At 73.1% G+C, this 25,622-nt stretch carries 25 protein-coding genes and 1 tRNA gene; 12 read left to right on the forward strand and 14 right to left on the reverse strand.

From position 1 onward, the window contains the following. Positions 1-12: 12 nt before the first annotated feature. Positions 13-1,746, reverse strand: a complete 1,734-nt coding sequence (leuA, locus tag DCS98_RS01485) for a 2-isopropylmalate synthase (protein WP_206340046.1) — start codon at positions 1,744-1,746, stop codon at positions 13-15. Between the two features lie 159 nt (positions 1,747-1,905). Continuing rightward, the gene (locus DCS98_RS01490) at positions 1,906-2,538 is read right to left on the reverse strand and encodes a helix-turn-helix domain-containing protein (protein WP_164704324.1); all 633 of its coding nucleotides are present in this window, start codon (positions 2,536-2,538) and stop codon (positions 1,906-1,908) included. Positions 2,539-2,781: 243 nt separating this feature from the next. Here DCS98_RS01490 and DCS98_RS01495 point away from each other — a divergent pair, with 243 nt between their 5' ends. Next, entirely contained in the window at positions 2,782-3,375 is a 594-nt protein-coding gene (locus DCS98_RS01495) for a hypothetical protein (RefSeq protein ID WP_116449573.1), read from the forward strand. A gap of 16 nt (positions 3,376-3,391) precedes the next feature. Here DCS98_RS01495 and DCS98_RS01500 read toward each other — a convergent pair whose 3' ends face one another. Continuing rightward, a complete protein-coding gene (locus tag DCS98_RS01500; RefSeq protein WP_206340047.1) occupies positions 3,392-4,984 on the reverse strand; it encodes a phospholipase D family protein in 1,593 nt (530 codons plus the stop codon). Between the two features lie 74 nt (positions 4,985-5,058). Here DCS98_RS01500 and DCS98_RS01505 point away from each other — a divergent pair, with 74 nt between their 5' ends. Next, positions 5,059-6,324, forward strand: coding sequence for an aspartate kinase (locus DCS98_RS01505; RefSeq protein ID WP_116449575.1), 1,266 nt, complete (start codon positions 5,059-5,061; stop codon positions 6,322-6,324). Further along, a complete protein-coding gene (locus tag DCS98_RS01510; RefSeq protein WP_206340048.1) occupies positions 6,321-7,361 on the forward strand; it encodes an aspartate-semialdehyde dehydrogenase in 1,041 nt (346 codons plus the stop codon). The genes DCS98_RS01505 and DCS98_RS01510 overlap by 4 nt, the downstream gene beginning before the upstream one ends. A 62-nt stretch (positions 7,362-7,423) precedes the next feature. Here DCS98_RS01510 and DCS98_RS01515 read toward each other — a convergent pair whose 3' ends face one another. The 3 genes from DCS98_RS01515 to DCS98_RS01525 form a co-directional block, all read right to left on the reverse strand. Continuing rightward, a complete protein-coding gene (locus DCS98_RS01515; RefSeq protein WP_116449577.1) occupies positions 7,424-9,253 on the reverse strand; it encodes a S9 family peptidase in 1,830 nt (609 codons plus the stop codon). A gap of 63 nt (positions 9,254-9,316) precedes the next feature. Continuing rightward, positions 9,317-9,393: transfer RNA gene (locus DCS98_RS01520), tRNA-Pro, on the reverse strand. A 31-nt stretch (positions 9,394-9,424) separates the two neighbouring features. After that, positions 9,425-10,336, reverse strand: a complete 912-nt coding sequence (locus DCS98_RS01525; RefSeq protein ID WP_116449578.1) for a metallophosphoesterase — start codon at positions 10,334-10,336, stop codon at positions 9,425-9,427. Between the two features lie 53 nt (positions 10,337-10,389). Between DCS98_RS01525 and DCS98_RS01530 the strand changes: the two genes are divergently transcribed. Then, positions 10,390-10,842 carry a GatB/YqeY domain-containing protein gene (locus DCS98_RS01530; RefSeq protein ID WP_116449579.1) on the forward strand — a complete coding sequence of 151 codons (453 nt, stop codon included), beginning with the start codon at positions 10,390-10,392 and terminating at the stop codon, positions 10,840-10,842. A gap of 3 nt (positions 10,843-10,845) precedes the next feature. Here DCS98_RS01530 and DCS98_RS01535 read toward each other — a convergent pair whose 3' ends face one another. The 3 genes from DCS98_RS01535 to bagA are packed head-to-tail and all read right to left on the reverse strand — an operon-like array spanning position 10,846 to position 15,328. Beyond that, positions 10,846-13,065: a transglycosylase domain-containing protein gene (locus DCS98_RS01535; protein WP_116449580.1), complete on the reverse strand. Its 2,220-nt coding sequence runs from the start codon at positions 13,063-13,065 to the stop codon at positions 10,846-10,848. A 41-nt stretch (positions 13,066-13,106) separates the two neighbouring features. Then, positions 13,107-14,339, reverse strand: coding sequence for an ATPase BagB (bagB, locus tag DCS98_RS01540; RefSeq protein WP_241037015.1), 1,233 nt, complete (start codon positions 14,337-14,339; stop codon positions 13,107-13,109). Beyond that, positions 14,336-15,328 carry an ATPase BagA gene (bagA, locus tag DCS98_RS01545; protein WP_116450105.1) on the reverse strand — a complete coding sequence of 331 codons (993 nt, stop codon included), beginning with the start codon at positions 15,326-15,328 and terminating at the stop codon, positions 14,336-14,338. The genes bagB and bagA overlap by 4 nt, the downstream gene beginning before the upstream one ends. A 48-nt stretch (positions 15,329-15,376) precedes the next feature. On the opposite strand from bagA, the gene DCS98_RS22780 reads away from it, so the two are divergent. Genes DCS98_RS22780 through DCS98_RS01555 form a run of 3 tightly spaced genes read left to right on the forward strand, consistent with a single transcriptional unit; the run spans position 15,377 to position 16,790 of the window. Further along, positions 15,377-15,547 carry a Sp36 family protein gene (locus tag DCS98_RS22780; protein ID WP_164704325.1) on the forward strand — a complete coding sequence of 57 codons (171 nt, stop codon included), beginning with the start codon at positions 15,377-15,379 and terminating at the stop codon, positions 15,545-15,547. After that, a complete protein-coding gene (locus tag DCS98_RS01550; RefSeq protein ID WP_116449581.1) occupies positions 15,544-16,002 on the forward strand; it encodes a RidA family protein in 459 nt (152 codons plus the stop codon). The genes DCS98_RS22780 and DCS98_RS01550 overlap by 4 nt, the downstream gene beginning before the upstream one ends. Further along, positions 15,999-16,790, forward strand: coding sequence for an NUDIX hydrolase (locus DCS98_RS01555; protein ID WP_116449582.1), 792 nt, complete (start codon positions 15,999-16,001; stop codon positions 16,788-16,790). The genes DCS98_RS01550 and DCS98_RS01555 overlap by 4 nt, the downstream gene beginning before the upstream one ends. A 213-nt stretch (positions 16,791-17,003) precedes the next feature. Here DCS98_RS01555 and DCS98_RS01560 read toward each other — a convergent pair whose 3' ends face one another. Then, a complete protein-coding gene (locus tag DCS98_RS01560; RefSeq protein ID WP_116449583.1) occupies positions 17,004-17,678 on the reverse strand; it encodes a Crp/Fnr family transcriptional regulator in 675 nt (224 codons plus the stop codon). Positions 17,679-17,830: 152 nt separating this feature from the next. Beyond that, complete coding sequence (locus tag DCS98_RS01565) at positions 17,831-18,070, reverse strand: hypothetical protein (RefSeq protein ID WP_116449584.1); 240 nt, start codon at positions 18,068-18,070, stop codon at positions 17,831-17,833. Positions 18,071-18,174: 104 nt separating this feature from the next. Here DCS98_RS01565 and nth point away from each other — a divergent pair, with 104 nt between their 5' ends. The 5 genes from nth to DCS98_RS01590 are packed head-to-tail and all read left to right on the forward strand — an operon-like array spanning position 18,175 to position 21,939. Beyond that, positions 18,175-18,975, forward strand: coding sequence for an endonuclease III (gene nth, locus DCS98_RS01570; RefSeq protein WP_206340049.1), 801 nt, complete (start codon positions 18,175-18,177; stop codon positions 18,973-18,975). Continuing rightward, positions 18,972-19,559 (forward strand): TlpA family protein disulfide reductase, encoded by a 588-nt coding sequence (locus tag DCS98_RS01575; RefSeq protein ID WP_116449585.1) that lies wholly within the window; start codon positions 18,972-18,974, stop codon positions 19,557-19,559. The genes nth and DCS98_RS01575 overlap by 4 nt, the downstream gene beginning before the upstream one ends. Next, positions 19,556-20,320 carry an NUDIX hydrolase gene (locus DCS98_RS01580; protein WP_241037017.1) on the forward strand — a complete coding sequence of 255 codons (765 nt, stop codon included), beginning with the start codon at positions 19,556-19,558 and terminating at the stop codon, positions 20,318-20,320. The genes DCS98_RS01575 and DCS98_RS01580 overlap by 4 nt, the downstream gene beginning before the upstream one ends. Further along, positions 20,317-20,754: a plastocyanin/azurin family copper-binding protein gene (locus DCS98_RS01585; RefSeq protein WP_116449586.1), complete on the forward strand. Its 438-nt coding sequence runs from the start codon at positions 20,317-20,319 to the stop codon at positions 20,752-20,754. Before DCS98_RS01580 ends, DCS98_RS01585 begins: the two co-directional genes overlap by 4 nt. 3 nt (positions 20,755-20,757) lie before the next feature. Next, positions 20,758-21,939 carry a MarP family serine protease gene (locus DCS98_RS01590; RefSeq protein ID WP_116449587.1) on the forward strand — a complete coding sequence of 394 codons (1,182 nt, stop codon included), beginning with the start codon at positions 20,758-20,760 and terminating at the stop codon, positions 21,937-21,939. A 129-nt stretch (positions 21,940-22,068) separates the two neighbouring features. On the opposite strand, the gene DCS98_RS01595 is transcribed toward DCS98_RS01590, so the two are convergent. The 3 genes from DCS98_RS01595 to acs form a co-directional block, all read right to left on the reverse strand. Beyond that, positions 22,069-22,995, reverse strand: a complete 927-nt coding sequence (locus DCS98_RS01595) for an alpha/beta fold hydrolase (protein ID WP_116449588.1) — start codon at positions 22,993-22,995, stop codon at positions 22,069-22,071. A gap of 7 nt (positions 22,996-23,002) precedes the next feature. After that, positions 23,003-23,503 carry a phage holin family protein gene (locus tag DCS98_RS01600; RefSeq protein WP_116449589.1) on the reverse strand — a complete coding sequence of 167 codons (501 nt, stop codon included), beginning with the start codon at positions 23,501-23,503 and terminating at the stop codon, positions 23,003-23,005. A gap of 105 nt (positions 23,504-23,608) precedes the next feature. Further along, positions 23,609-25,561 (reverse strand): acetate--CoA ligase, encoded by a 1,953-nt coding sequence (gene acs, locus DCS98_RS01605; protein ID WP_116449590.1) that lies wholly within the window; start codon positions 25,559-25,561, stop codon positions 23,609-23,611. Positions 25,562-25,622: the final 61 nt, after the last annotated feature.

The following is a 25,622-nucleotide window of genomic DNA, read 5'->3' on the forward strand; positions in this document are numbered from 1 at the left end:
ACGGCAGATTTCCTACCGCTGTGCCCGGTTCACCGCCGAGACGACGGCCTGCAGCGAGGCGCTGACGATGTTCGGGTCGATGCCGACGCCCCACAGGACCCGGTCGCCGACGGCGCACTCGACGTACGCGGCGGCCTTGGCGTCACCGCCGGAGGACAGCGCGTGCTCGGCGTAGTCGAGGACGCGGACGTCGACGTCGAGGCTCCTCAGCGCGTCGACGAACGCGGCGATCGGCCCGTTGCCGCGGCCCTCGACGGTGACGGGTACGCCGTCGTCGGTGAGCTCGACGACCATCTCGTCGACCTGGTCGCCGTGCGCCTGGTGCCGGTGGCCGGTGAGGGAGAACCGGCCCCACGGTGCGGCGGCGTCGGGCAGGTACTCGTTGCTGAAGGCCGCCCACATCTGCGCGGCGGTCACCTCGCCGCCCTCGTCGTCGGTGTGCTGCTGGATGACGGCGCTGAACTCGATCTGCAGCCGGCGCGGGAGGTCCAGCTGGTTCTCGGTCTTCATGATGTAGGCGACGCCGCCCTTGCCGGACTGGCTGTTGACCCGGATGACCGCCTCGTAGCTGCGGCCGACGTCCTTGGGGTCGATCGGCAGGTACGGGACGGCCCACGGCATCTCGGCGACCGTCTTCCCGGCGGCCTCGGCGTCGGTGGCCAGCGCCGTGAAGCCCTTGTTGATGGCGTCCTGGTGGGAGCCGGAGAAGGCGGTGTAGACCAGGTCGCCGCCGTACGGGTGGCGCTCGTGGACGCCCAGCTGGTTGCAGTACTCGACGGTGCGGCGGATCTCGTCGATGTCGGAGAAGTCGATCTGCGGGTCGATGCCCTGGCTGAACAGGTTCAGGCCCAGGGTCACGAGGTCGACGTTGCCGGTCCGCTCGCCGTTGCCGAACAGGCAGCCCTCGATGCGGTCGGCGCCGGCGCGGTAGCCCAGCTCGGCGGCGGCGACCGCGGTGCCCCGGTCGTTGTGCGGGTGCAGGGAGAGGACGACGGCGTCGCGACGGCCCAGGTTGCGGTGCATCCACTCGATCTGGTCGGCGTAGACCGTGGGCTCGGCCATCTCGACGGTGGCCGGCAGGTTGAGGATCGTCGGCCGGTCGGGGGTGGGCTCCCACACGTCGGTGACGGCGTTGCAGATCTCGACGGCGAAGTCGAGCTCTGTGCCGGTGAAGGACTCGGGGGAGTACTCGAAGAGGATCTCCGTCTCGCCCATCTGCTCGGCCAGCTTGCGCACCAGCTGCGCGCCGTGGACGGCGATGTCGACGATGCCGGCGCGGTCGGAGCCGAAGACGACGCGGCGCTGCAGGGTGCTGGTCGAGTTGTAGAGGTGCACGATCGCCTGCTTGGCGCCGCGCAGCGACTCGTACGTCCGCTCGATCAGCTCGTCACGGGCCTGGGTGAGGACCTGGATCGTGACGTCGTCGGGGACCAGGTCGTCCTCGATCAGCTGGCGGACGAAGTCGAAGTCGGTCTGGCTGGCCGCAGGGAAGCCGACCTCGATCTCCTTGTAGCCCATGCGGACCAGCAGCTCGAACATGCGGCGCTTGCGGTCGGGGGTCATCGGGTCGATCAGCGCCTGGTTCCCGTCGCGCAGGTCGACGGCGCACCAGCGGGGGGCGGTCGTGGTGACCCTCTCCGGCCAGGTGCGGTCGGGCAGGACGACGGGGGTGAAGGGCGCGTAGCGGTGGATCGGCATCCGCGAGGGCTGCTGCGGATTGCGTACGTGCGGGTGCTGCTCGTTCACGGTGAGGCTCCTCTGGCGCGGGCTGGACTCAGCTCCGGTGGGGCGGTCAGCGGCGCCGGGAACGCGCGAAACCCGCGGCGAGGGGGCCGACCTAGGAGAGGGCCTCGCCGCGGCTCATAAGCAGGAGGCTGCCGCGCACGTGCCCACGGTAGCAGCGGATCAGCCGATGTCGCAGGAACACGGGCAGTCCTCGGTGTGCACGGGACGGCCGGACCAGTCGTCCAGCTCGTCGCACCGGGGTGGGCAGGCGCACACGAAATCCTCGCTCGATCGCAGTTCGCCCGCTTCCAGCCGCCGCCGGTGCTCCTCCTCCCGCTGCCGGCGCACGGCCTCCCGGCGGGCCGCAGCCCGCTCTGCCGGGGAGTCACCGGGCCGGGGAAGCCGGTGGTCGTCGGCGGTGCCGGTGCGCTCGCGCCAGTGATCCCGCGTGTATCGGAGGCGGTCGAACGTGTACCAGGGCTGCTCGCGGGCGTAGCGCTCCTCGCCGTGCCACCAGTCCTCGTCGCCGTAGCGGACGTCGAGGTGGGCGGGGAACCTGCGGTTACCCCGGTCCCGAACGGCGCCGGCTGCCATCGGGGGCACCTCCCTGCCGCCGGCGTCGAGCAGCGCGAGGCGCAGCCCGGCCGCCGCAGCGGCACGGTCCAGGATGCGGGCGTCCAACCCTGCCCGGCCGGACTCCGCACCGGCCACCGACGACTTCGAGATGCCGATCGTCTCGGCCAGTTGCCGTTGCGAGAGGTCGGCGCAGCGGCGGATCCGGCGCAGGACACCGGCGAGATCGAGTCGCTCCACGTGTCGAGCATCGGACCGCAGGTCCGGGTCGGGGCAGCCCTCGCAGCACATCTGTGGATGCTTGTGCTCTGCCCACGCTCGTGGGCAGAGCACAAGCGTGCCGACACCGCTCCTGACCGGCGCGGGTCGGCCGGGCCGGCACGATCCTCGGTGAGCACTCGGCGGAAGGGGTCCGGCGACATGGCCCGCAGTCGGGCAGGCGGGCGGCATCGCGGTCCTGACGGGCCGCCGCGGTTCGAGCGAGTGCTGCGCGCGATGTGGGTCACCGCGACCTTCTTCGCCCTGCTACCGGCCGTCATCGTCGTCCCGATCCAGTTCATCGACGCCCGCGACGCCGACATGGCGCGGGAGATCGAGAGCAGCGGCGCCGCGCCGCGCCCGGTCGTCGAGATCCGGCAGAAGGTCGACAGGTGGCGCACCGGCTTCTCGGTCGACGAGCAGGCCGTGACCTACCGCACCGATCGGGGCACCGCGTCGGCGGAGCTGCACGGATACGACCAGAGCGCCGTCGTGCGCGAGGAGGAGGGCTGGTTCGTCGTCCACGACGGGGACCGGCAGTACGTCTACGTGACCGCGGACGGGGGTGACGGCTTCCTCGCCGAGGATTTCCGGTCGGCTCTCGACGGCGAGTTCGACGACGTACACCGCGTGGCCGACATCTGGATCGGCGGGTGGGCCCTCGTCGGCTTCGGCCTGCTCTCCCTCCTGTCGCTCGGGCGGACGCGGCAGGGAAGCACGAGCGGAGTACGAGCCGCCGCACCGCCGATCCTCTACGTACTCGGTGCTGCTGCCTTCGTGGGACTGGCCTACGGCCTGTCCTTCCCCCTGGGTGCCTGAGCGTCGCTGCCGCCGCTCAGAACCTCTTCTGCCGCCGCAGGCGGAGGGGGCGGCCGTCGGGGTCGTCGACCAGGCGGTAGACCGGCGTCGCCCAGAGGCGGGTGTACCAGGGGAGCCGCTCGGCGCGGTGCGGCCGCAGCCGTCCCGGGGGCCGGGGTCCCTGCCGCCCGCCCGCGTGCCAGGCGTCCAGCGCCTCGGCGCGTTCGGTCAGGGTGGCCACGAAGCGCTCGGGGTCCAGCACGAGGTCGTCGTCGCTGCCGTCGACGGCGAGGTCGAGGTGCTCGCGCGCCAGGGCCAGGCGCAGGTCGCGGGCGAAGGTCCGGGCGCCGTCGCCGGTCCCGGCCGGGTCCCGCGGCTCACGGGGGTCCTGCGTCGTGTCGAGCACCGTGCTGGAGAGCTCGCTGTCGTGGGTCCAGGAGCGCCGGTTGAAGTTGTCGCTGCCGACGCTGGCCCAGGTGTCGTCGGCGACGCACACCTTGGCGTGCACGTACACCGGCGTGCCCGCGTGGTTCTCCACGTCGAAGACGTGCACGCGGCCCTGGCCCGCCTCCTGGCACATCTCGATCGCCTGCCACCGCCCGACGAGCTGCGGGCGCTCGGCGAGCGCGCCGTCCTGGTCGGGCACCCGCGGGACCACGACGACGAGGTGCAGGTCCGGGTGTTCGCGTAGCGCTTCGGCGAACAGCCGCGCCACCTCCGCCGACCACATGTACTGGTCCTCGAGGTAGACGAGCCGTCGGGCCCGCTGGATCGCCTTCGTGTAGCCGCGCGCCACGGACCGCTCGCCGTCGGGCGCGAAGTCGTAGGGCGGCCGGACGGCCGGGTAGGTCCGCAGGTTCTGCACGTAGTGCGGGCCGCACTCCGGGGGCGGCGGCAGCTGCGGCGGCAGCGGGTCGGCGCGCAGGCGCGCCCGGTGCAGCTTGTCGTGGACCCAGGCGATCGGGTTGTGCGAGTCGGGGTTGGTGGGGTCGTCCCAGCGCTCCCGGAACACCGTGTCGAGCACGTGCACCGCCGGCCCGCGGATCTGCAGCTGGACGTCGTGCCAGGGCGGGTTGTCCCCGTAGGCGGCCGACATCGGCAGCGCCTGCGGATCACCGGCGTGGTCGGCGTCGTCGCGGCGGGAGTAGCAGAGGTCGATGCCGCCGACGAAGGCGACGTCCTTCTCCGGCGCCTCGTCGTGCCGCAGCACCACCAGCTTCTGGTGGTGGCTGCCCATGCGACGGATCCGCTGGTCGAGGATCACCTCGCCACCGCCCTGCTCCACCTCCCGGTCGAGAGCACGGTTGGACTCCTTGTTCAGCGAGAGCTGCTGCATGTGCGAGCGCCACACCAGACCCCGGACGCACACCCCGCGCTGCACCGCCTCGGAGAAGAGCTCCGCCACGGTGGGCCCCTCGTCGCGCAGCTTCTCGTCCGGGTCACCGCGCCAGTCGGTGAAGAACAGGTGGTCCCCGGCGTTCAGCGAGCGGACCTCGTCGACCAGCCGGTCGAAGTAGGTGCTGCCGTGCATCAGCGGCTCGGCGAGGTTGCCGGCGGTCCACGCGGGGAGGTCGGTGTGCGGGTTGCCGCGCTCCTCGCCGGTCAGCATCCACTGCTCGGGGTCGTCCACCGCATGATCACAACGCGCTGGTCGCGGGGACGCAACCAGCGGCCCGAGCAGCCACATCGGTAGCCTGTGGACCCGTGGCCCTCGTCGTCCAGAAGTACGGCGGTTCCTCCGTCGCCTCCGCAGCGCACATGAAGCGTGTCGCCGAGCGGATCGTCAGCGCGAAGAAGAACGGCGACGACGTCGTCGTGGTCGTCTCCGCGATGGGTGACAGCACCGACGAACTGCTCGACCTGGCCGGCCAGATCACCGACGACCCGCCCGGTCGCGAGCTCGACATGCTGCTCACCGCGGGCGAGCGGATCTCCATGGCGCTGCTGGCCATCGCCATCTCCACCCACGGGTACGAGGCGCGCTCGTTCACCGGGTCGCAGGCCGGCGTCATCACCACGTCCAGCCACGGCAAGGCGCGGATCATCGACGTGACCCCGGGCCGGCTCAAGTCGGCGCTGGACGAGGGCTCGATCGTGATCGTCGCCGGTTTCCAGGGCGTCAGCCAGGACACCAAGGACATCACCACCCTCGGCCGCGGCGGGTCCGACACCACCGCCGTCGCGGTCGCCGCCGCGCTGCGCGCCGACGTCTGCGAGATCTACACCGACGTGGACGGCGTCTTCACCGCCGATCCGCGGATCGTCCCGAACGCGCAGCGACTGGACACCATCACCTACGAGGAGATGCTCGAGCTCGCCGCCTCCGGGGCGAAGGTGCTCATGCTGCGCTGCGTCGAGTACGCCCGCCGCTACGGCATCCCCGTGCACGTCCGCAGCTCCTACTCACACCTTCCCGGCACGATCGTGTCCGGCTCGATGGAGGACCTCCCGGTGGAACAGGCGATCATCACGGGCGTCGCGCACGACCGCTCCGAAGGCAAGATCACCGTCTACGGGGTCCCGGACCGGCCGGGCGAGGCGGCGCAGCTCTTCCGCGTCCTCGCCGACGCCGAGATCAACATCGACATGATCGTGCAGAACGTGTCGGCCGGTGCCAGCAAGCTCGCCGACATCTCCTTCACGCTGCCCAAGAGCGACGGCCCCGCCGCCATCGCCGCCTTGGAGAAGGTCAAGCACACCGTCGGCTACACCGACGTCGAGTTCGACCAGCACATCGGCAAGGTCTCGCTGGTCGGCGCGGGCATGCGCTCCCACCCCGGCGTGTCGGCCAAGTTCTTCGGCGCGCTGGCCGACGCGGGCGTCAACCTGGAGCTGATCAGCACCTCGGAGATCCGCATCTCCGTGGTCTGCCGCGACACCGACGTCGACATCGCCGTCCGCGCGGTGCACGACGCGTTCGACCTCGGCTCCGACGTCGAGGCAGTCGTCTACGGAGGGACCGGACGATGAGCATGCGACCGCTCCACATCGGCGTCGTCGGCGCGACCGGCCAGGTCGGCGCCGCGATGCGCTCGATCCTCGCCGAGCGCGAGTTCCCGATCGCGTCGATCCGCTTCTTCGCCTCGGCCCGCTCCGCCGGCACCACCCTGCCCTGGGGCGACGGCGAGATCACCGTCGAGGACGCCGCCACCGCCGACCCCACCGGGCTGGACGTCGCCCTGTTCTCGGCCGGGGCCACCACCTCGCGGGCGCAGGCACCCCGCTTCGCCGAGGCCGGCGTCGTCGTGATCGACAACAGCTCCGCGTTCCGCCGCGACCCGGAGATCCCCCTGGTCTGCAGCGAGGTGAACCCCGGCGACATCGCGAAGGCGCACGGCCGGATCATCGCCAACCCGAACTGCACCACCATGGCCGCGATGCCGGTGCTCAAGCCGCTGCACGACGAGGCCGGCCTGGTCCGCATCGTCGCCAGCACCTACCAGGCGGTCTCGGGCTCGGGCATCGCCGGCGTGCAGGAGCTGCACTCGCAGGCCAAGGCCGTCGTCGACAAGGCCGACGAGCTCGCCTACGACGGCTCCGCGGTGACCTTCCCCGACCCGGTCAAGTACGTCGCGCCCATCGCGTTCAACGTGCTGCCGATGGCCGGGTCGGTCGTCGACGACGGGTCGTTCGAGACCGACGAGGAGCAGAAGCTCCGCAACGAGAGCCGCAAGATCCTCGGCATCCCCGACCTGCGGGTCTCGGGCACCTGCGTCCGCGTGCCGGTGTTCACCGGGCACTCGCTCTCCCTCAACGTCGAGTTCGAGCGCCCGCTGAGCGTCGAGCGGGCCACCGAGCTGCTGTCGACGGCGCCCGGCGTGCAGCTGGCCGACGTGCCGACCCCGTTGCAGGCGGCCGGCAAGGACCCCAGCTACGTGGGCCGCATCCGCCAGGATCAGGGCGTCGAGGACGGCCGCGGCCTCGTGCTGTTCGTGAGCAACGACAACCTGCGCAAGGGCGCCGCGCTCAACACCGTCCAGATCGCCGAATTGATCGCCCAGAGCTGAGCTTGGTCCGCCCGATCGCGGAGGCCGGAGGCTTCCCGATCGGGCGGACGGGCTTGCTCGTCTCAGCGGGGGGACGGCTCCTGGCCGCGGGGTCCGCCGGTAGGCGGACAGTGTCGGAGTGCGAAGGCCAGCGCGACCTCGACCTGGCGGATGGTCTCCTCGATGACCAGCGAGCCGTGGCCGGCGTCGAACCGGTACACCTCGTGCTCCTTGCCGAGCTCCCCGAGCCGGCCGAGGTAGTTGTCGATCTGCCGGATCGGGCAGCGCGGGTCGTTGGCGCCGGCGACGACGAGCACCGGCGCGGCGACCGCATCGACGTAGGTGATCGGCGAGGAGCGCACGTAGAGGTCGCGCACCTCGTCCGGTGAACCGCCGAACAGCGCGCGGTCGTAGGCGCGCAGGCCCTCCATCTCGTCCTCGTACGCGGCGAGGTAGTCGGCCACCGGCACCTCGGCGATGCCGGCGGCCCAGCGCTCGGGCTGCGTGCCCAGGCCCAGCAGGGTGAGGAAGCCGCCCCACGAGCCGCCGGTCAGCAGCGCCCGGGAGGGGTCCAGGAACCCCTCGGCGACGAGGGCGTCGTAGACGGCGGCGACGTCCTCGAGCTCGGTCAGCCCCGGCCGCCCGGTCAGCGCGTCCCGCCACGCCGATCCGTAGCCGGTCGACCCGCGGTAGTTGACGTGCACGACCGCGTACCCGGCGTCCACGTAGGCAGCCCGGCGGGCGCGGTAGGAGTCGTCGTCCGCGGCCTCCGGTCCGCCGTGCACGAGGAACGCCGTCGCGTAGGGCGGATGGCCGTCCGGGCGGACGACGAGCGCGTGGATGTCCCCGCCCGGTCCGGGCACCCAGCGGTCCTCCACCGGGTAGGCCTCCGGCGGCTCCTCGGCGGCGACCGACAGGACCACCGGGCCGTCGGCGCGGCGGATCACCGGCGGCAGCGCCGCCGACGACCAGGCGAGCTCCACCGTGCCGTCGGGCCGGGCGGTCGCGCCGCGGACGACACCCGGCGGGGTCTCCAGCTTCTCCAGCGCGCCGGTGGCGAGGTCGTAGCGGTAGATCTCGCTGCGGGCGGCGTGGTCGTGGCCCACCAGCAGCGCGGTGCCGTCCGGGTAGAAGCCCGCCGTCACGTCGCCGGGCAGGTCGAGCACGATCTCGGTCTCGGTGTCGGCCGCGACGTCCCAGATGAGCAGCTCGTCGCGCCCGCGTCGCTCGTGGCTGACCAGCAGCCGCCGGTCGTCGGGCAGCGGCCCGAACTCCAGGGCGTGCAGGCCGCGGCCCTCGCCGTCCCACTTCTCGGCCAGCACCGAGTCGTCGGCGGTGCCCAGCACGCGGAGCGCGGGGTAGCGCGGGTCGCCGTGCTCGGAGTGGGAGATGACCAGCAGGGCGTCGTCCTGGCTGAGCGCGTCGACCGACGCCGGGTCGGCGTGCCGGTAGACCACCCGCGGCGCGTCGCCGGAGGGCGCCAGCCAGAGCTCGCTGCCGTCGTCGGTCGCCCGGCCGATGGCCACCAGGGTCCGCCCGACCTCCAGGCCCGCGGGGTAGGCGGGCTCGACCTCCGGCACGGCGACGACGTCCTCGCCGCCGCCGAACGGCTGGGTCATCCAGATGCCGAACTCGTCGCCGTCGGTGTCGGCGAACCACCAGATCGTCTCGCCGTCCGGGCTGACCGTGCCGGCGAGCGTCCCGTTGGGCCGGTCGGTCACCTGCCGGTGCTCGTCGGTCTCGCGGTCCCACGCGTACTGCTCGACGACGCCGCCGAGGTCGGAGGCGTAGAGGTTGCGGTGCGGGGCGTCCAGCGCCCAGTCGGGCAGCGAGACCCGCGGCGCCCGGAAGCGGGCCTGCCAGCGGGCGGTGACCTCGGGGGGAAGGGCGGGGGCGGTCGGCTCGGCGGTCACCCCGCCATCCTCCCAGGCCCGGAGAACGACTCAGGGGCCGCCGTGCGGCGGCCCCTGAGCTGCTGGTCGGGGTGACAGGATTTGAACCTGCGGCCTCGTCGTCCCGAACGACGCGCGCTACCAAGCTGCGCCACACCCCGAGGCCGTGGACGAGTCTAGCCGGGTCCTCCGTCAGGCGGACCGGGGGGTCAGCGTGAGCAGCGTCGCCTCCGGCGGGCAGGCGAAGCGCGCGGGCGCGTAGGGGCTCGTGCCCAGGCCCGCGGACACGTGCAGCCACGTGCCCGAGGGGTGGGCCGCGGTGGGCTCCGTCCAGCGGTGCAGCCAGCGCACCCGGTCGCGGTCGATGCCGCAGTTGGTCACCAGGGCCCCGTAGAACGGCACCCGCAGCTGGCCGCCGTGGGTGTGCCCGCACAGCAGGAGGTCGTAGCCGTCGGCGGCGAACCGGTCGAGCACGCGCGGCTCGGGGGAGTGGGCCAGCCCGATGCGCACGGCCGCCGTCGCGTCGGCCGGGCCGGCGACCATGTCGTAGCGGTCCCGCTTGAGGTGGGAGTCGTCCACGCCCGCGAAGTCGATCCTGCGGCCGGCCACGGTCAGCTCACCGGCCGCGTTGGTGAGGTCCAGCCACCCCCGGGCGGACATCCCGTCCCGGAGGTCGCGCCACGGCAGCTCGGTGCCGTGCACCCGCTTGTGGTCGGGCCAGAAGTACTTCAGCGGGTTCTTCGGCCGGGGCGCGAAGTAGTCGTTGCTGGCGAGCACGAACGCACCGGGACGGTCCATCAGCGGGTCGAGAGCCCTCAACGTCCCCGGGACGGCGTCGAACCCCGCCAGGTTGTCACCGGTGTTGATCACCAGGTCCGGCTCCAGCTCCGCCAGCCCGGCGACCCACTCCTGCTTGGAGTGCTGGCCGGCGGTCATGTGCAGGTCGGAGATCTGCAGGATCGTGAGCGGCGCCGAGCCGGGCGCGAGCACCGGGACGTCGAAGCGGCGCAGCGTCCACCGGGTGCGCTCGTAGAGCCCCGCGTAGGCGGTCACGGCCGCTCCGGAGGCGACGGTCGCGGCGGGGAGGGCGGTGTACCAGCGCACGGTCGCAGAGCCTACGTGCGCGCCCGGATCGCGCGCCGTGCCAGGCTGGACCCGTGGCCGACCTCAAGAACCGCCTGCGCGACGACCTCACCACCGCCATGAAGGGCCGCGACGAGCTGCGGACGGCGACCCTCCGCATGGTGCTGGCCGCCGTCAGCGCCGAGGAGGTGGCGGGCAAGGAGGCCCGCGAGCTCTCCGACGACGAGGTGATGGCCGTGCTGCGCCGCGAGGCGAAGAAGCGCCGGGAGGCCGCCGAGGCGTTCGCCGGCGCCGGGCGCACCGAGCAGGCCGAGCGCGAGGAGGCCGAGGGGGGCGTGCTCGCCGGCTACCTGCCCGCGCAGCTGGAGGACGCGGACCTGACCGCGCTGGTCGCCGACGTCATCACCCGCACCGGCGCCTCCGGCATGAAGGACATGGGCAAGGTCATGGGCGCCGTGCAGGGCGCCGTCGCCGGGCGCGCCGAGGGCGGCCGGGTGGCCGCGGAGGTCCGGCGACAGCTCGGCTGACCCTCAGTTCGGGCCGCGTCCCCGGTTGGGCTCGGCCGGGTTGCCGCCGTCCGCGGGCGGACCCCCGGGAGCCGGGGCGTTGGGGTCGGGGGCCGGGGCGTTGGGGTCGGTGGCCCCGCCACCCGTGGGCGCGGGCGCCGGGTCGGGGGACGGTGCCGGCTGCGGTGCGGGCCGGCCGCCGTTGAGCAGCCCCTGGTCCGCGGGCGGGAACGGCGAGGTGGGCTTGTCGGCGAGGAACGGCGCCATCGCGTCGTGCCAGATGGTCGCGGGCAGGTTGCCGCCGTAGCCCCCGACGTCCTGCTTCGTCTTGGGGTTGAACACCATCACGCTGGCCGCGTACTCGGGCATGAAGCCCACGAAGGCGACCGAGTCGCGGCCCTGTGCGGTACCGGTCTTGCCGGCGATCTCGTGCCCGGGCACCGCAGCGCGGGTACCGGTACCCGCCGAGGTGGCGACGTCGCCGATGAGGATCTGGCTGAGCGTGTTCGCGATCGCCGGCGGGATCGACTCCGGGGTGCACGAGTCACCCGTGACCACGGGCTGCCCGTCCTTGGTCAGCGGCTGACCGGCCCGGTCGAGCACCGCGGTCACCGGGGTGGGGTCGCACCTGGTGCCCTGCGCGCCGAGGGTGGCGTAGGCGTTGGCGAGCTCCAGCGGGCTGGTGGCCTCGGCGCCCAGGGTGAACGAGCCGAAGTTGCCGTCGATGATCTCCTGCGCCGTGTTCTGGGTGGGCTGGTCGTAGGTCAGCCCCATCCGCTCCGACATCCGGACCGGGCCCTCGACGTTGCCGAGCTTGTCCTCCAGCGCGAGGAAGTAGGTGTTCGACGACCGGACCAGCGCGCCCACCATGTCGAGGGTGTCGGGGTAGTTTCCGGCGTTCTCGACGCAGTACATGCCCCGGGCGCTGGTGGTGTTGCGGTCCGCGGCACCGCAGGAGGGCCCGCGGAAGACCCGCGACGTGTACTGGTTGCCCGGCGTGGTGATCGTCGTCCCGGCGCCGAGGCCGGCCTCGAGCGCGGCCGCGGCGGTGAACACCTTGTAGGTCGAGCCCGCGCCCTTGCTCGCCACGTCGTTGAGGACGACGGACTCGCAGTCGGGGTCGCTGCACCCGTAGCGGCGGTTGGTGCTCATCGCCAGCACGTGGCCGGTTCCGGGCTCGATGGCGGTGAACATGCCGGCGAGCTCGTCGCCCATCGCCAGGGTGTTGAGGACCGCCTGGTCGCCGTAGGTCTGCAGATCCGGCCGCAGCGTCGTCTGGATGGTGAGCCCGCGCCGCTTGAGGTCGAGCTCGCTGATGCCGAGCTCGCGGGTCAGGTGCTGGACGGCGTAGGCGCAGAAAAAACCGCCGACCGCGGCGTCGATGCAGCCGTTGGGCGGGTCGACGCCCTCGGCCACGGCGACCGGCTGGGCCGAGATCTCGTTGAGCTCCTGCTCGGTGATGTGCCCGAGGTCGAACATCCGCTGCAGGACCTGGTTGCGGCGGGTGACCGCGTTCTCCGGGTTGGAGATGGGGTCGTCGTTCGTGGGGCTCTGCACCAGCCCGGCGAGCATCGCCGCCTGGGGGAGCGTCAGGTCGATGGCGTTGACGCTGAAGTACTTCTGGGCGGCGGCCTGGATGCCGTAGGCGCCGTGCCCGAAGTACACGATGTTCAGGTACCGGGTGAGGATCTCGTCCTTGGGATAGGTCTCCTCGAGCGCCAGCGCCAGCCGGGCCTCGCGCAGCTTGCGGCCCACGTTCTGGTCGACGGCGGCCTGCTGGTCCTCGGGCGTCTCCGCGGTCTGCAGCAGCGTCTGCTTGACCAGCTGCTGGGTGAGCGTCGAGCCGCCCTCCTCGACCGAGCCCGCGGCCACGTTGGTCACCAGCGCGCGCATGGTGCCCTGCACGTCGAGGCCGTTGTGGTCGTAGAACCGGGAGTCCTCGATGTCGACCAGCGCCTGCTTCATGATCGGCGAGATCTGGTCCGGCGTCACCGGCGTGCGGTTGTTCTCGTACAGGTTGGTGATCAGCGAGCCGTCGGCCGCCAGGATCTTCGTGTTGCCCGCCGGCGTCTCGTCGGTCAGCTCCACCGGGAGCGCGTCGAGCAGCGACGCCGAGTTGCGCGCCACGAGCCCCGACCCGCCCACCCAGGGGAAGAGGAATCCGGCGAGCAGCGCGCCGGCGACCACGATCGTCGCGGCGAGCTTGACGAGCGTGCGGGTCCTGAGGGCAGCGTTCTCCGACATCGGCGTCGAATGTACGTGGCCCGGCGACCCCGAGCCCGCGGTCAGCCGCGGCGCGCGGGCAGGACCCGGGTGCGCGGCGTGCCGGTCGGCGTGTCCGCGTCCGGGCCGGTCAGCGCCTCGCCCATGACGCGCAGCCCCTCGAGGTCGTGCACGTCGCCCGCCGCGGCCGGCACGGTGCGGACGGCGACCTCCGGGTGGGCGCTGGTGAACCGGTCGGCCAGGTGCTGCTCGCGCGCCGCCTGGACCATCCGCTCGGCGTGCACGCGCAGCGCGGCGGCCGCGAGCCCGGCCCCCTCGGCGCCCGCCTCGCCGACCCGCTCGGCGGCGCCCTCCGCCCGGGTGGCCGACAGCAGCGTGGTCGCCGGCGGGTGGGTGCGGTTGAGCACCAGCCCGGCCAGCGGCATGCCCTCGGCCGACAGGCGGTCGACGAAGTACGAGGCCTCCCGCAGCGCGTCCGGTTCCGGGGTCGCCACCACGACGAACCAGGTGCCGGGACGGCGGAGCAGCTCGTAGGTCGCCGTCGCCCGCTCGCGGAAGCCGCCGAACATGGTGTCGAGCGCTGCGACGAACGCGGAGATGTCGCGCAGCAGCTGCCCGCCCAGGATCTTCGAGATGATCCGGCTGAAGAACATGAAGCCGGCGCTGGCGATCTTGAACCCGGTCCGGCTGGGGGCGGTGAGCAGCCGGATCATCGTGCCGTCGAGGAACCGGCTCATCCGGTTCGGGGCGTCGAGGAAGTCCAGCGCCGACCGCGACGGCGGGGTGTCGACGATGATCAGGTCCCACTGGTCGCTGGCGCGCAGCTGGCCGAGCTTCTCCATCGCCATGTACTCCTGCGTCCCGGCGAAGGACGAGGACAGCGACTGGTAGAAGGGGTTCTCCAGGATCTGCTGGGCCCGGTCGGGGGTCGAGTGCGCCACGACGACGTCGTCGAACGTGCGCTTCATGTCCAGCATCATCGCGTGGAGCTCGCCGTCGGCCCCGGGCGTCTCGACCCGCCGGGGCTCGTTGTCCAGCTCCACCAGGCCGAGGGACTGCGCCAGCCGCCGGGCCGGGTCGATGGTGAGGACGACGACCGTCCGGCCGGCCTCCGCGGCGGCCAGGGCGAGCGCCGCCGACGTCGTCGTCTTGCCCACACCGCCGGCGCCGCAGCAGACGATGATCCGGGTGTCCGGGTCGGTCACCAGGGCGTCGAGGTCCATCGCCGGGGCGGCGGGCGCCGGGCGGGCGGTGGTCGCCGCGCGGGCCGGGCGCTCCTCCGGGGCGGCGCTCACGCGGCCACCTCCGCACGCACGTGGTCCTCGAGCCGGCCGGCCAGCTCGAACAGCGTGCCGACGTCCATGGGCCCGGTGAGCAGCGGCAGCTCCACCGTCGGGCGGCCCAGGGCCTCGACGTCGTCGCGCAGGGCGTCCTGCCCGGCCCAGCGGCGGGCGTGCTCGGTGACCTCGGCGGCGAGGGCGTCGGCGACGTCGTCCCCGCCGGGCAGGTGCGCCGGGGCCAGGCCGGGCAGCAGGTCGGCGCCGGTGAGGCGGCCCTCGGCCGCGCGGGTCAGCGCGTCGACCGGGAGCACCGGCTCGGTCGCCATGTTCACGATCACCGAGCCGACGGGCAGGTCCGCCTTGGTCAGCTCCGCGATGGCGTCGGCGGTCTCCTGCACCGGCATGTCCTCGAGCAGGGTCACCAGGTGCACCGCCGTCTGCGGCGAGCGGAGCACGGCCATGACGCCGTCGCTCTGGGTCTTGATCGGACCGGAGCGGGCGAGCTGGGCCATCTCGGCGGTGACGCCGAGGAAGCGGGTGATCCGGCCGGTGGGCGGCGCGTCGACGACCACGGCGTCGTACACCGGCCGCCCGTCGTGCCGGCGGGTCACCGCCTCCTTGATCTTGCCGGTGATCAGGACGTCGCGGAGCCCCGGCGCGATGGCCGTGGCGAAGTCGATGGCGCCCATCTTGCGCAGCGCGCGTCCGGCCCGGCGCAGGTTGTAGAACATGTCGAGGTAGTCGAGGAGGGCCTCCTCGACGTCGATCGCCAGGGCCCTCACCTCCCCGCCCCCGCGGGTGACGGCCACGCGGCGCTCCTCGTAGGGCAGCGGCGGGGTGTCGAAGAGCTGGGCGATGCCCTGCCGGCCCTCGGTCTCGACGAGGAGGACGGTCCGGCCGTCCGCGGCCAGGGCCAGGGCCAGCGCGGCGGCAACGGTGGTCTTGCCGGTCCCGCCCTTGCCGGTGACGACGTGCAGACGCACGGAGGACGGGTCGGGGCTCACCTGCACCAGCCTAAGAGCACGCCGCCACGGCTGCGCTAGCGTCGCCCCATGACCGAACCGGCCCGCCGCGCGTGGGAGTACGCGACCATCCCGCTGCTCGTCCACAACACCAAGGCGATCCTCGACTCCTGGGGCGTCGACGGGTGGGAGCTGGTGACGGTCCTGCCGGGTCCCGGCGGCTCCGACCAGCTCGTCGCCTACCTCAAGCGCCCGGCATGAGCTGGCACGCGCGCCTGGCCGAGCTGGGCATCCGCCTCCCCGCCGTCGCCGCGCCGGTGGCCGCGTACGTGCCCGCCATCCGGACCGGCTCGCTGGTGTTCACCTCCGGCCAGCTGCCCTTCGTCGACGGCGGGCTGCGCCGTACGGGCAAGGTCGGCGGCTCGGTGGACGTCGAGGCGGCCGCCGCGGACGCCAAGGTCTGCGCGCTCAACGCCCTCGCCGCCGTCGACGACCTCGTCGGCCTGGACGAGGTCGCGCGGATCGTGCGCGTGGTCGGGTACGTCGCCAGCGCCGAGGGCTTCACCGGCCAGCCGCGGGTGGTCAACGGCGCGAGCGAGTTCCTGGGCAAGGTCTTCGGCGAGGCGGGGCAGCACGCGCGCAGCGCCATCGGGGTGGCCGAGCTCCCGCTGGGCGCCCCGGTCGAGGTCGAGCTGACCGTCGAACTCAGGGGATGACCGAACCGCGGCAGGCCGCGACGGTCCTCCTCGTGCGCGACGGGGCGCCGGGTCTCGAGGTCTACCTGCTGCGGCGCACCAAGGGCATGCCGTTCGCCGGCGGCATGACCGCCTACCCCGGCGGCGGGGTGGACGAGCGCGACGGCGACGTCGAGGTCGCCTGGTTCGGCCCGTCACCGGCGGAGTGGGCCACCGCCTTCGGCTGCGACGAGCGCACCGCCCGCGAGCTGGTCTGCGCCGCGGTGCGCGAGACGTTCGAGGAGGCCGGCGTCCTGCTGGCGGGGGACCCGCAGGGTGGCGCCGTCGTGCCGGACGTCTCGGGTGACGACTGGGAGGAGCAGCGGCAGGCGCTGCTGACCCGGGACCTCTCGCTCACCGAGCTGCTGGCCGGGCGCGGCCTGGCGCTGCGGTCGGACCTGCTGCGGCCGTTCGCGCACTGGATCACCCCGCCGGTCGAGCCCCGCCGCTACGACACCAAGTTCTTCGTCGCCGCGCTGCCGGTCGGGCAGGAGGCGCGCGACGTCTCGGGGGAGGCCGACGAGGCCTCGTGGCTGACGCCCGCCGCCGCGCTCGCCGAGGCGGCAGCCGGGGCCCGGCCGATGCTGCCCCCGACCACGCACACGCTCGGCCAGCTCGAGCCGTTCGCCGAGGTCGCGGCCGCACTGGCCGGCTCGCCGCCGGAACCGCTGCACCCCATCAGCCCGACCTTCGAGGAGACCGCCGACGGCAGGTGGGCGGTCCTCCCCGACGGCACCCGCATCCGGATGGTCGTGCCGCTGTCGTCGTGATCCTCCGGATCACACCGCGATGACATCGCGCCCCTCCGGGGCGCCGACTCGGCCGCGACCGTGGTCGTCCGGCCTCGCGTCCGGTCCGCCGTCCTCGCGGTGCATCACGGGGTCGGCGGTCCGTGGGTGAGGACGGGCGTCACCCGTCGTCCACCCCCGTGACGCAGCAGGGCCCGGAACCGTGATGGTCCCGGGCCCTCGCTGTGCCGGTGGTCAGCGCGCGCGGCGGCGCAGGCGGTCCTCGTCGAGGACGACGACCGACTTGCCCTGCAGCTGGATCCAGCCGCGGTGCACGAAGTCGGCCAGGGCCTTGTTCACGGTCTCGCGGGAGGCGCCGACCAGCTGGGCCAGCTCCTCCTGCGTGAGGTCGTGCTTGACGCGCAGGCCGTCGCTCTCGCGGCTGCCGAAGCGGTCGGCCATCTGCAGCAGCGCCTTGGCCACGCGGCCGGGGACGTCGGTGAAGATCAGGTCCGCGACCGAGTCGTTGGTGCGGCGCAGGCGGCGGGCCAGGACGCGCAGCAGCTGCTCGCCGATCTCCGGGTGGGCCTCGATCCACGGGCGCAGCACCGACTGCGGCATGCGGGCCAGCTTCACGTCGGTCACCGCGGTCGCGGTCGCGGTACGCGGGCCCGGGTCGAACACCGAGAGCTCGCCGAACTGGTCGGAGGGGCCCATGACGGCGAGCACGTTCTCGCGGCCGTCGGGCGACCGGCGGGAGAGCTTGATCTTGCCGGTGACGACGATGTAGAGGCTGTCGCCGGGCTCGCCCTCGTTGAAGACCACGCGCCCCCGCGGGAGCGTGATCATCTCCAAGCGACTGGCGACCGGGTCCACCGCCTCTTCCGAGAGCCCCTGGAAGAGCCCGGACTGGGCCAGCACCTCGTCCACTGCACGTCCTCTCACTGCCGTTCGCATGGACGCACAGGCGTCCGTGTCCGGAGGGAGTCTAGGCGGCTGTGCAGTCGGTCACCCGTTCGGTGGGCGGACGCGTCCCTCCTCCGAGCGAGTGGCGCGGGTCACGACCTCCGCGAGCGCGCAGCTCAGACGAGGGGAGGGTTGGCCGTCCCGCCGTTCTTGGTGCGCCGGCGGCGCCAGCGGAAGAGCGCCCGGCGGATGCCCGACGAGGCCAGCGTGTCGACCTCGCCGGCGGTGGCCGTGTTCAGGAACTCGGACACCTCGCGCTGGCTGGCAGGCCGGCGCAACGGCTCCTCGACGCGCTCCATGACCAGCAGGAAGGCGATGAGCAGGGGCGGGAAGAGGATGACGCTGAGAGCGACCACCGCCTGCCACCTCCACCTCGCAGGGCCCGTGCGGGCCGTGACCTGTCCGTTCCCCATGGTGGCACGGCCGGAACACGTCAGGGTCTCCGCCTACCCTCGACCGCGTGTCACTGCCCGCGTCAGAGCCCGCCTACGCCCGGCCCGCCCCCGTCCGCCGGCCCACGCTCGCCGCCCGCACCGGCGCCTCCCCCTACGACCCCGGCGAGACGCCGCTGTCGCGCACCCGCCGGGCCCGGCGGATGGCCCGCGAGCTCGCGCTGATCCACCCGGACGCGCACTGCGAGCTGGACTTCACCAACGCCTTTGAGCTGCTCGTCGCGACGGTCCTGTCGGCCCAGACCACCGACAAGATGGTCAACAAGGTGACGCCGACGCTGTTCGCCCGCTACCCCGACGCCGTGGCGCTCGCGGGAGCCGACCGCGAGGAGCTCGAGAGGATCCTCAAGCCCACCGGGTTCTTCCGCGCCAAGGCGAACTCGGTGCTCGGGCTGAGCCGGGCGCTCGTCGAGCGGTTCGACGGCGAGGTGCCGGCGCGCATGGCCGACCTCGTCACCCTCCCCGGGGTGGGGCGCAAGACCGCCAACGTCGTCCTCGGCAACGCCTTCGGGGTGCCGGGCCTGACCGTCGACACCCACTTCGGCCGGCTGGTCCGCCGCTTCGGCTGGACGGCGGAGGAGGACCCGGTGAAGGTCGAGGCCGAGATCGCCGAGCTGATCCCGAAGAAGGAGTGGACCGACTTCAGCCACCGCGTGATCTTCCACGGCCGCCGGGTGTGCCACGCCAAGAAGGCGGCCTGCGGCGCGTGCGGCCTGGCGAAGTGGTGCCCCTCCTTCGGCATCGGGCCGGTCGACCCCGAGGTGGCGGTCGCGCTCGTCAAGACCCCCGCCGCGTCGGACACCGAATGAGGCGGCTGCGGTCGGCCGCTGCCGGCGGTCTGGTGCTGGCCTCGCTCCTGGCCGGTTGCACGGCCGAGGCCGACACCCCGGATGCGGCGCCGACGACGGACGTCGGGAGCGTCGACACCTCGCTGGAGCCCTGCCCCGAGCAGCCCGAGCAGGCGGCGGCCGGCGCGCAGACGATGCCCCCGCTGGCCTTCGACTGCCTGGGCGGGGGCTCGCTGGACCTCGGTCGCGCCCCCGGCGTCCCGACGCTGGTCAACCTGTGGGGGAGCTGGTGCGCCCCCTGCCGCGCGGAGCTGCCCCTGCTGCAGGAGTTCGCCGAGGCCGCGGACGGCCGCGTCCAGGTGGTCGGCGTCATCAGCAAGGACGGCGTCCCGCAGGCCGGCTCGTTCGCCGATGACGCGGGCGTCACGTTTCCCGGTGCCTTCGACGGGGACGGGGAGCTCATGACCGAGCTCGGCCTGAACGCCCTGCCGTTCACCTACTTCCTGGACGCCGACGGCGCGGTCGTGCACACCGAGGTCGGCGACGTCTCCTCCGTGGACGAGCTGCGCGCGCTGGTCGCCGAGCACCTCGGGGTCCAGCTGTGACCGCGCCCGTCCCGGACGGCGACGGCCTGCCCGACTACCTGCAGCGGCTGCTGCGATCGGCCGCCGACCTGCCCCTGCGCCACCGGATGCCGCAGGCGTCCTCGACCGCCCGCCGGTCCGCCGTGCTGATCCTGTTCGGCGAGGGCCCCGACGGGCCCGACGTCCTGCTGATCGAGAAGTCGGCGCACCTGCGCAGCCATGCCGGCCAGCCCGCCTTCCCCGGGGGCGGGGTCGACGCCGGTGACGACTTCCCCGTCGGCACGGCGCTGCGCGAGGCGCAGGAGGAGGCCGGGGTCGACCCGGACGGCGTGCGGGTGCTCGCCACCCTGCAGGAGCTCTACCTGCCGCCGTCGGACCGCCTGGTCGTCCCGGTGGTCGGGTGGTGGGAGGACCCCGGGGACGTCAGCATCGGCGACCCGGACGAGGTGGCCCGGGTCGCGCGGGTGCCGCTCGCCGAGCTGACCGACCCGGCCAACCGGTTCCGGCTCAGCCACCCGTCGGGCTACATCGGCCCGGCGTTCGCCGTCGCCGACATGCTCGTCTGGGGGTTCACCGCCGGGCTGCTCGAGGCGATCATCGAGGCCGCCGGGCTGAGCCGGCCGTGGAACACGCGCGACGTCCGCCCGATCCCCGAGTCGATGCTCCGGCCCTACACGCTGCCCGGCTCCGGGGACGACGACGACCGCGACGCCGCCGCCGCGCCGACGGTGGCCGATCCCGCGCCCGACGGTCCTCCGGCGCGTACGGTTCCGCCCCGATGAAGCGTCTCTCCACGCGTGCCGCCGGAGCCGCCGCGGCCGTGGTGCTGCTCACCGGGTGCGGCGGTGGTGCCGAGGAGCCGAGCGGGGCCGCGGCGAGCACGGCGCCGGGCGTCGGTGAGGTCACCACCGGGCCGGACGGGGTCCAGGAGATCACCGTCCAGACCCAGGACGACTACGTGTTCGTCCCCGACAGCTTCACCGTCGACCCGGGCACGGTCCGGCTGACGGTGGTCAACGTGGCCGAGGAGATGACGCACAACCTCGAGTTCACCCAGGGCGCCGGCCCGGAGGAGATCGCCGAGGGCATCTCGCTGGTCGCCCCGGGCGAGGAGGAGACGATCGAGTTCACCGTCACCGAGCCCGGTGACCACCCCTTCGAGTGCAGCTTCCACGTCCAGCTCGGGCAGGTCGGCACGATGACGGTGCGCGGGTAGCCGGTGTCCCTCGTCGACGTCGTCCTCATCGTCCTGGCCCTGGTCTTCGCGCTGTCGGGGTTCCGGCAGGGCCTGCTGGTGTCCGCGACCTCGATCCTCGGGTTCCTCGGCGGCGCCGTCCTGGGCGCCCAGCTCTCCGGCCCGGTCGCCGAGCGCATCGACGGCTCGAGCGTCACGCGGGTGTTCGCGGCGCTGGTCGTCGTCCTGGCCGCGGCCCTGCTCGGGCAGATCCTGGCCGGGGCGATCGGCCGGGCGATCCGGGGGAGGGTCACCTGGGAGCCGGCCAAGATGGTCGACTCCGTCGCCGGTGCGGTGCTGTCGGCGACAGCCGTGCTGCTGGTGGCCTGGATGGTGGCCTCCCCGCTGGCCAGCTCGCCGTTCCCCCAGGTGGCCAGCCAGGTGCGGCAGTCCGCGCTGGTGCAGGCCGTCGACCGGGCCGTCCCCGACGGCGTCCGCACCGTCTACGACACCCTGCGCGACGCCATCGACCGCCGCGGCCTGCCCGACGTGCTCGACCCGCTCACCCCCACGCAGGTGCGGGAGGTGGAGGCGCCCGACCCGGCGCTGCTGAACAGCCCCGTCGTCGCGTCGGTGGAGGGGTCGGTCGTGAAGATCAGCGGCATCGCGCCGTCCTGCTCCCGGCAGATCGACGGCTCCGGCTTCGTCTACGCGCCGGAGCGGGTCATGACGAACGCGCACGTGCTGGCGGGCGTGGGCGACCCCGTCGTGCTGGCCGAGGGCGACGAGTACGACGCCGTCCCGGTGTACGTCGACGAGGAGATCGACATCGCGGTCCTCGCGGTGCCCGGGCTGGAGACGCTGCCGCTGACGTTCACGGCGGAGCCCGCCGACGCCGGGGACGACGCGATCATCATGGGCTACCCGGGCGGCGGCCCCTTCTTCGTCGGCCCGGCCCGCGTCCGCGACCGCGGGGAGATCAGCGGCCCCGACTTCCGCAACACGCAGACGGTCGTCCGCGACGTCTACGCGCTGTACGGCACCGTCCGCGCCGGCAACTCCGGCGGGCCGCTGTTCGCGCCCGACGGCAGCGTGCTGGGCGTCGTCTTCGCCTCCGCGATCGACGACCCCGACACCGGGTACGCGCTCACCGGTCCACAGGTCGCGCAGGCCGCGGACGTCGGCAGCCGCGCGACCGCCGAGGTCGGCACCGGCCCTTGCGAGTAGCGGCCCGTCCGGAGGCTCACCGCGAGCTGGCGAGTGGTGAGGGGGACGGGGTCCTTTCTCCCGCTCCGCTCGCGGCAGGGCCCTGGACGGGGGCCGTTCCATCACCTCGCCTCGGGCGGCTCCGCTGCGCTACGCCGCCCAGCGGGTGATGGCGTCGGTGACGAGGTCGGGGGCCTCCTCCTGGGGGAAGTGGCCGATGCCGGGGAGCTCGCGCCACTCGTAGGCGCCGGCCACGTACCGGCCGGAGCCGCGGGCGGTGTCGACCAGGACGCAGGAGTCCAGGGTGCCGTGGAGCTGCAACGTCGGTGCGGTGACCGGTGCCGACATCCGCCGCGCGTATCGCAGCCCGTCGGGGCGCACCTGCGAGCGGGCCGCCCAGCGGTAGTACTCCATGGCGCCGTAGGCGGCCTGCGGGATGCGGGCCGCGGACCGGTAGCGGTCCACCGCCTCGGCGAAGTCGGGGGTGCGCGTCCACGCCGGCCCGGACCAGCGCTGCATCAGGTCGGCCACCGGGTCGTCGTCGGCCCGGGTCAGCCGGCGCTCGGGCAGGCGCGGCACCTGGAAGCCGAGCGCGTAGCGGGACGCGCGCCGCTGGGCCGGGTCGGTCATGCCGGCGCGCAGCCGCCGCGGGTGCGCCATCGAGAGCACGACCAGCCGGCGCACCGTGCGCGGGTGCAGCGCGGCCATGGTCCAGCCGAGCAACCCGCCCCAGTCGTGCCCGACCACCACCGCGTCCTGCTCGCCGAGCGCCCGCACGAGCGCGGCGACGTCCGCCGACAGCGTGGGCAGGTCGTAGCCGCGCGGCGGCTTGTCGCTCGCGCCGTACCCGCGCAGGTCGGGCGCGACGACGTGGAAACCGGCCGCCGCCAGCCCGGTCAGCTGCGAGCGCCAGGTCCACCAGAACTGCGGGAAACCGTGGAGCAGCAGCACCAGCGGCCCGGAGCCGGCCTCCGCCGCGTGCAGCCGGACGCCGTTCGCCGAGATGTCACGGTGGGTCCAGGGCCCGGGCAGGAGGACGCTGGTCGCGTCGGGTGGGCCGTCCGGGGGGACGGTCACCGGGCGCTCAGACCTTGTACGTCTGGTTGCCGCGCAGGGCGACCTTGCCGTTGCTCACCTCGGGGACGTCCCGGTGGCGCTGGCCGGGGGCCTCGCGGTGCAGCACCTCGGGCAGGTCCGACAGCGTCTCCAGCGTGCGCTCCGGCTTCTCGATCTTCTTGATCATCCGGCGGCCGACCAGCGCGCAGACGCCGGCCAGCAGCAGCAGGAAGACGGTCACGATGCCGTAGGAGATCCACCGGGGGAGGCCCAGCGCGGTCAGCGCCTCGGCCACCGTGACGAAGAAGTAGATCCCCGCGAACGCCACCAGGACGCCGGCCGCACCGAACAGCCCGACGCTGATGCCCGCCTTCTTCGCCGACTTGCCGATCTCGGCCTTGGCCAGCTCGATCTCGCTGCGGACCAGCGTGGAGATGTCGGCCATGGCGCTCTGGACGAGCGTCCCGACCGAGGGCTCCTCGGCGCTCGCCGTCGAGGTCCGGGGGGCCGGCGACACACTGTGGGCCACGGGGGCTCCTCCTTCAGACGATTCAGCTGGTCAGGGGAATCGTGCCGCACGTCGGCCGAGCGCGCGCCTCCGCCTCCCCCGATCGGGAGGCGGAGGCGGCCGCGTTCAGTCCTCGGAGGGTGCGGCGGGGAGCTTCTCCTTGATCATGCTCATCACCGACGAGTCGGTCAGCGTCGTCACGTCGCCGAGCTCGCGGTTCTCGGCGATGTCCCGCAGCAGCCGCCGCATGATCTTGCCCGAGCGGGTCTTGGGCAGCTCCTGCACGACCATGATCTGGCGTGGCTTGGCGATGGGGCCGATGTCCTTGGCGACGTGCGTCTTGAGCGTCTGGACGAGCTCGTCGCCGGAGTCCTCCGCGTTCCCGCGCAGGATCACGAACGCGACGATGCCCTGGCCCGTCGTCGGGTCGCTGGCCCCGACGACAGCTGCCTCGGCGACGGTCGGGTGACCCACGAGGGACGACTCGACCTCGGTGGTGGAGATGCGGTGACCGGAGACGTTCATGACGTCGTCCACCCGGCCGAGCAGCCAGATGTTGCCGTCGGCGTCCTTCTTGGCGCCGTCGCCGGCGAAGTAGACGTTCGTGCCGAACCGCGACCAGTAGGTGTCGACGTAGCGGTCGTCGTCGCCCCAGATGGTGCGCAGCATCGACGGCCACGGCTCGGTGAGCACGAGCAGGCCGGTGGAGTCGTCGGCGAGCTCGTTGCCCTCGTCGTCGACGACCTTGGCGGAGATGCCCGGGAAGGGGACCTGCGCCGAGCCGGGCACGAGCTCCGTCACGCCGGGCAGCGGGGTGATCATGTGGGCCCCGGTCTCGGTCTGCCACCAGGTGTCCACGATCGGGCAGCGACCGCCACCGATGTTCTGGTGGTACCAGAGCCAGGCCTCCGGGTTGATCGGCTCACCGACCGACCCGAGCAGCCGCAGCGAGGTGAGGTCGAAGCCGGCCGGGATGTCCTCGCCCCACTTCATGAAGGTCCGGATCACCGTCGGCGCGGTGTAGAGGATCGTGACGCCGTACTTCTGGATCAGCTCGAACCAGCGGCCGCGGTGCGGGGTCTCCGGCGTCCCCTCGTACATGACGCTCGTGGCCCGGTTGGCCAGCGGCCCGTAGACGATGTAGCTGTGGCCGGTGACCCAGCCGACGTCGGCCGCGGTCCAGTACACGTCGTCGTCGGGCTTGAGGTCGAAGGTCGCCCAGTGCGTGTAGGCGACCTGGGTCAGGTAGCCCCCGCTGGTGTGCAGGATGCCCTTCGGCTTCGCCGTCGTCCCCGACGTGTACATGATGTAGAGCGGGTGCTCGGCGTCGAAGGACTCCGGCTCGTGCTCCGTGGACTGCCGGTCCACGACGTCGTGCCACCAGAGGTCGCGGCCCTCGGACCACTCCACCTCCTGCTCGGTCCGCTTCACCACGAGCACGTTGCGGACGCCGGGGCTGCGGCCCACCGCGTCGTCCACGGCAGGCTTGAGGGCGCTGGGTGCGCCGCGGCGGTAGCCGCCGTCGGCGGTGATGACGAGGACGGCGCCGGCGTCGTCGAGCCGGCTGGCCAGCGCGTCGGCGGAGAAGCCGCCGAAGACCACCATGTGCACGGCGCCGATGCGGGCGCAGGCCAGCATCGCGATGATCGTCTCCGGGATCATCGGCATGTAGATGGCGACGCGGTCGCCGGCGTTCACGCCGAGCTCGACGAGCGCGTTGGCGGCCTTGGACACCTCGTCCTTGAGCTGGGCGTAGGTGATCGTCCGGGTGTCGCCCGGCTCGCCCTCCCAGTGGTAGGCCACCTGGTCGCCGTGACCGTCCTCGACGTGCCGGTCGACGCAGTTGTAGGCGACGTTGAGCTTGCCGCCCACGAACCACTTGGCGAAGGGCGGGTTGCTCCAGTCGAGGACCTCGTCCCACTCCTGGGTCCAGGTGAGCCGGCGGGCCTGCTTCGCCCAGAAGGCGAGGCGGTCCTGCGCGGCCTCGTCGTAGACGTCCGGACCGGCGTTGGCGTGGGCGGCGAGCTGCTCCGGCGGCTGGAACGTCCGGCCGTCGGTCGAGGTCGTCGTCTCGCTCATGCGGTACCTCCCCATTCGGTGGCGCGCGTCGGGGCGCTGCCACGTCGCACTGTGGCTCCCA

This window comes from Blastococcus litoris, assembly GCF_003075095.1.
Classification (GTDB): Bacteria; Actinomycetota; Actinomycetes; order Mycobacteriales; family Geodermatophilaceae; genus Blastococcus_B; species Blastococcus_B litoris.

What these genes read in the sequence shown, in the direction of transcription:
- DCS98_RS01550 (WP_116449581.1), top strand. Translation starts at nt 15,544, where the DNA reads ATGAGCTGGCACGCGCGCCTGGCCGAGCTGGGCATCCGCCTCCCCGCC.
- DCS98_RS01575 (WP_116449585.1), top strand. Translation starts at nt 18,972, where the DNA reads ATGAGGCGGCTGCGGTCGGCCGCTGCCGGCGGTCTGGTGCTGGCCTCG.
- DCS98_RS01535 (WP_116449580.1), bottom strand. Translation starts at nt 13,065, where the DNA reads ATGTCGGAGAACGCTGCCCTCAGGACCCGCACGCTCGTCAAGCTCGCC.
- DCS98_RS01585 (WP_116449586.1), top strand. Translation starts at nt 20,317, where the DNA reads ATGAAGCGTCTCTCCACGCGTGCCGCCGGAGCCGCCGCGGCCGTGGTG.
- DCS98_RS01510 (WP_206340048.1), top strand. Translation starts at nt 6,321, where the DNA reads ATGAGCATGCGACCGCTCCACATCGGCGTCGTCGGCGCGACCGGCCAG.
- DCS98_RS01555 (WP_116449582.1), top strand. Translation starts at nt 15,999, where the DNA reads ATGACCGAACCGCGGCAGGCCGCGACGGTCCTCCTCGTGCGCGACGGG.
- DCS98_RS22780 (WP_164704325.1), top strand. Translation starts at nt 15,377, where the DNA reads ATGACCGAACCGGCCCGCCGCGCGTGGGAGTACGCGACCATCCCGCTG.
- acs (WP_116449590.1), bottom strand. Translation starts at nt 25,561, where the DNA reads ATGAGCGAGACGACGACCTCGACCGACGGCCGGACGTTCCAGCCGCCG.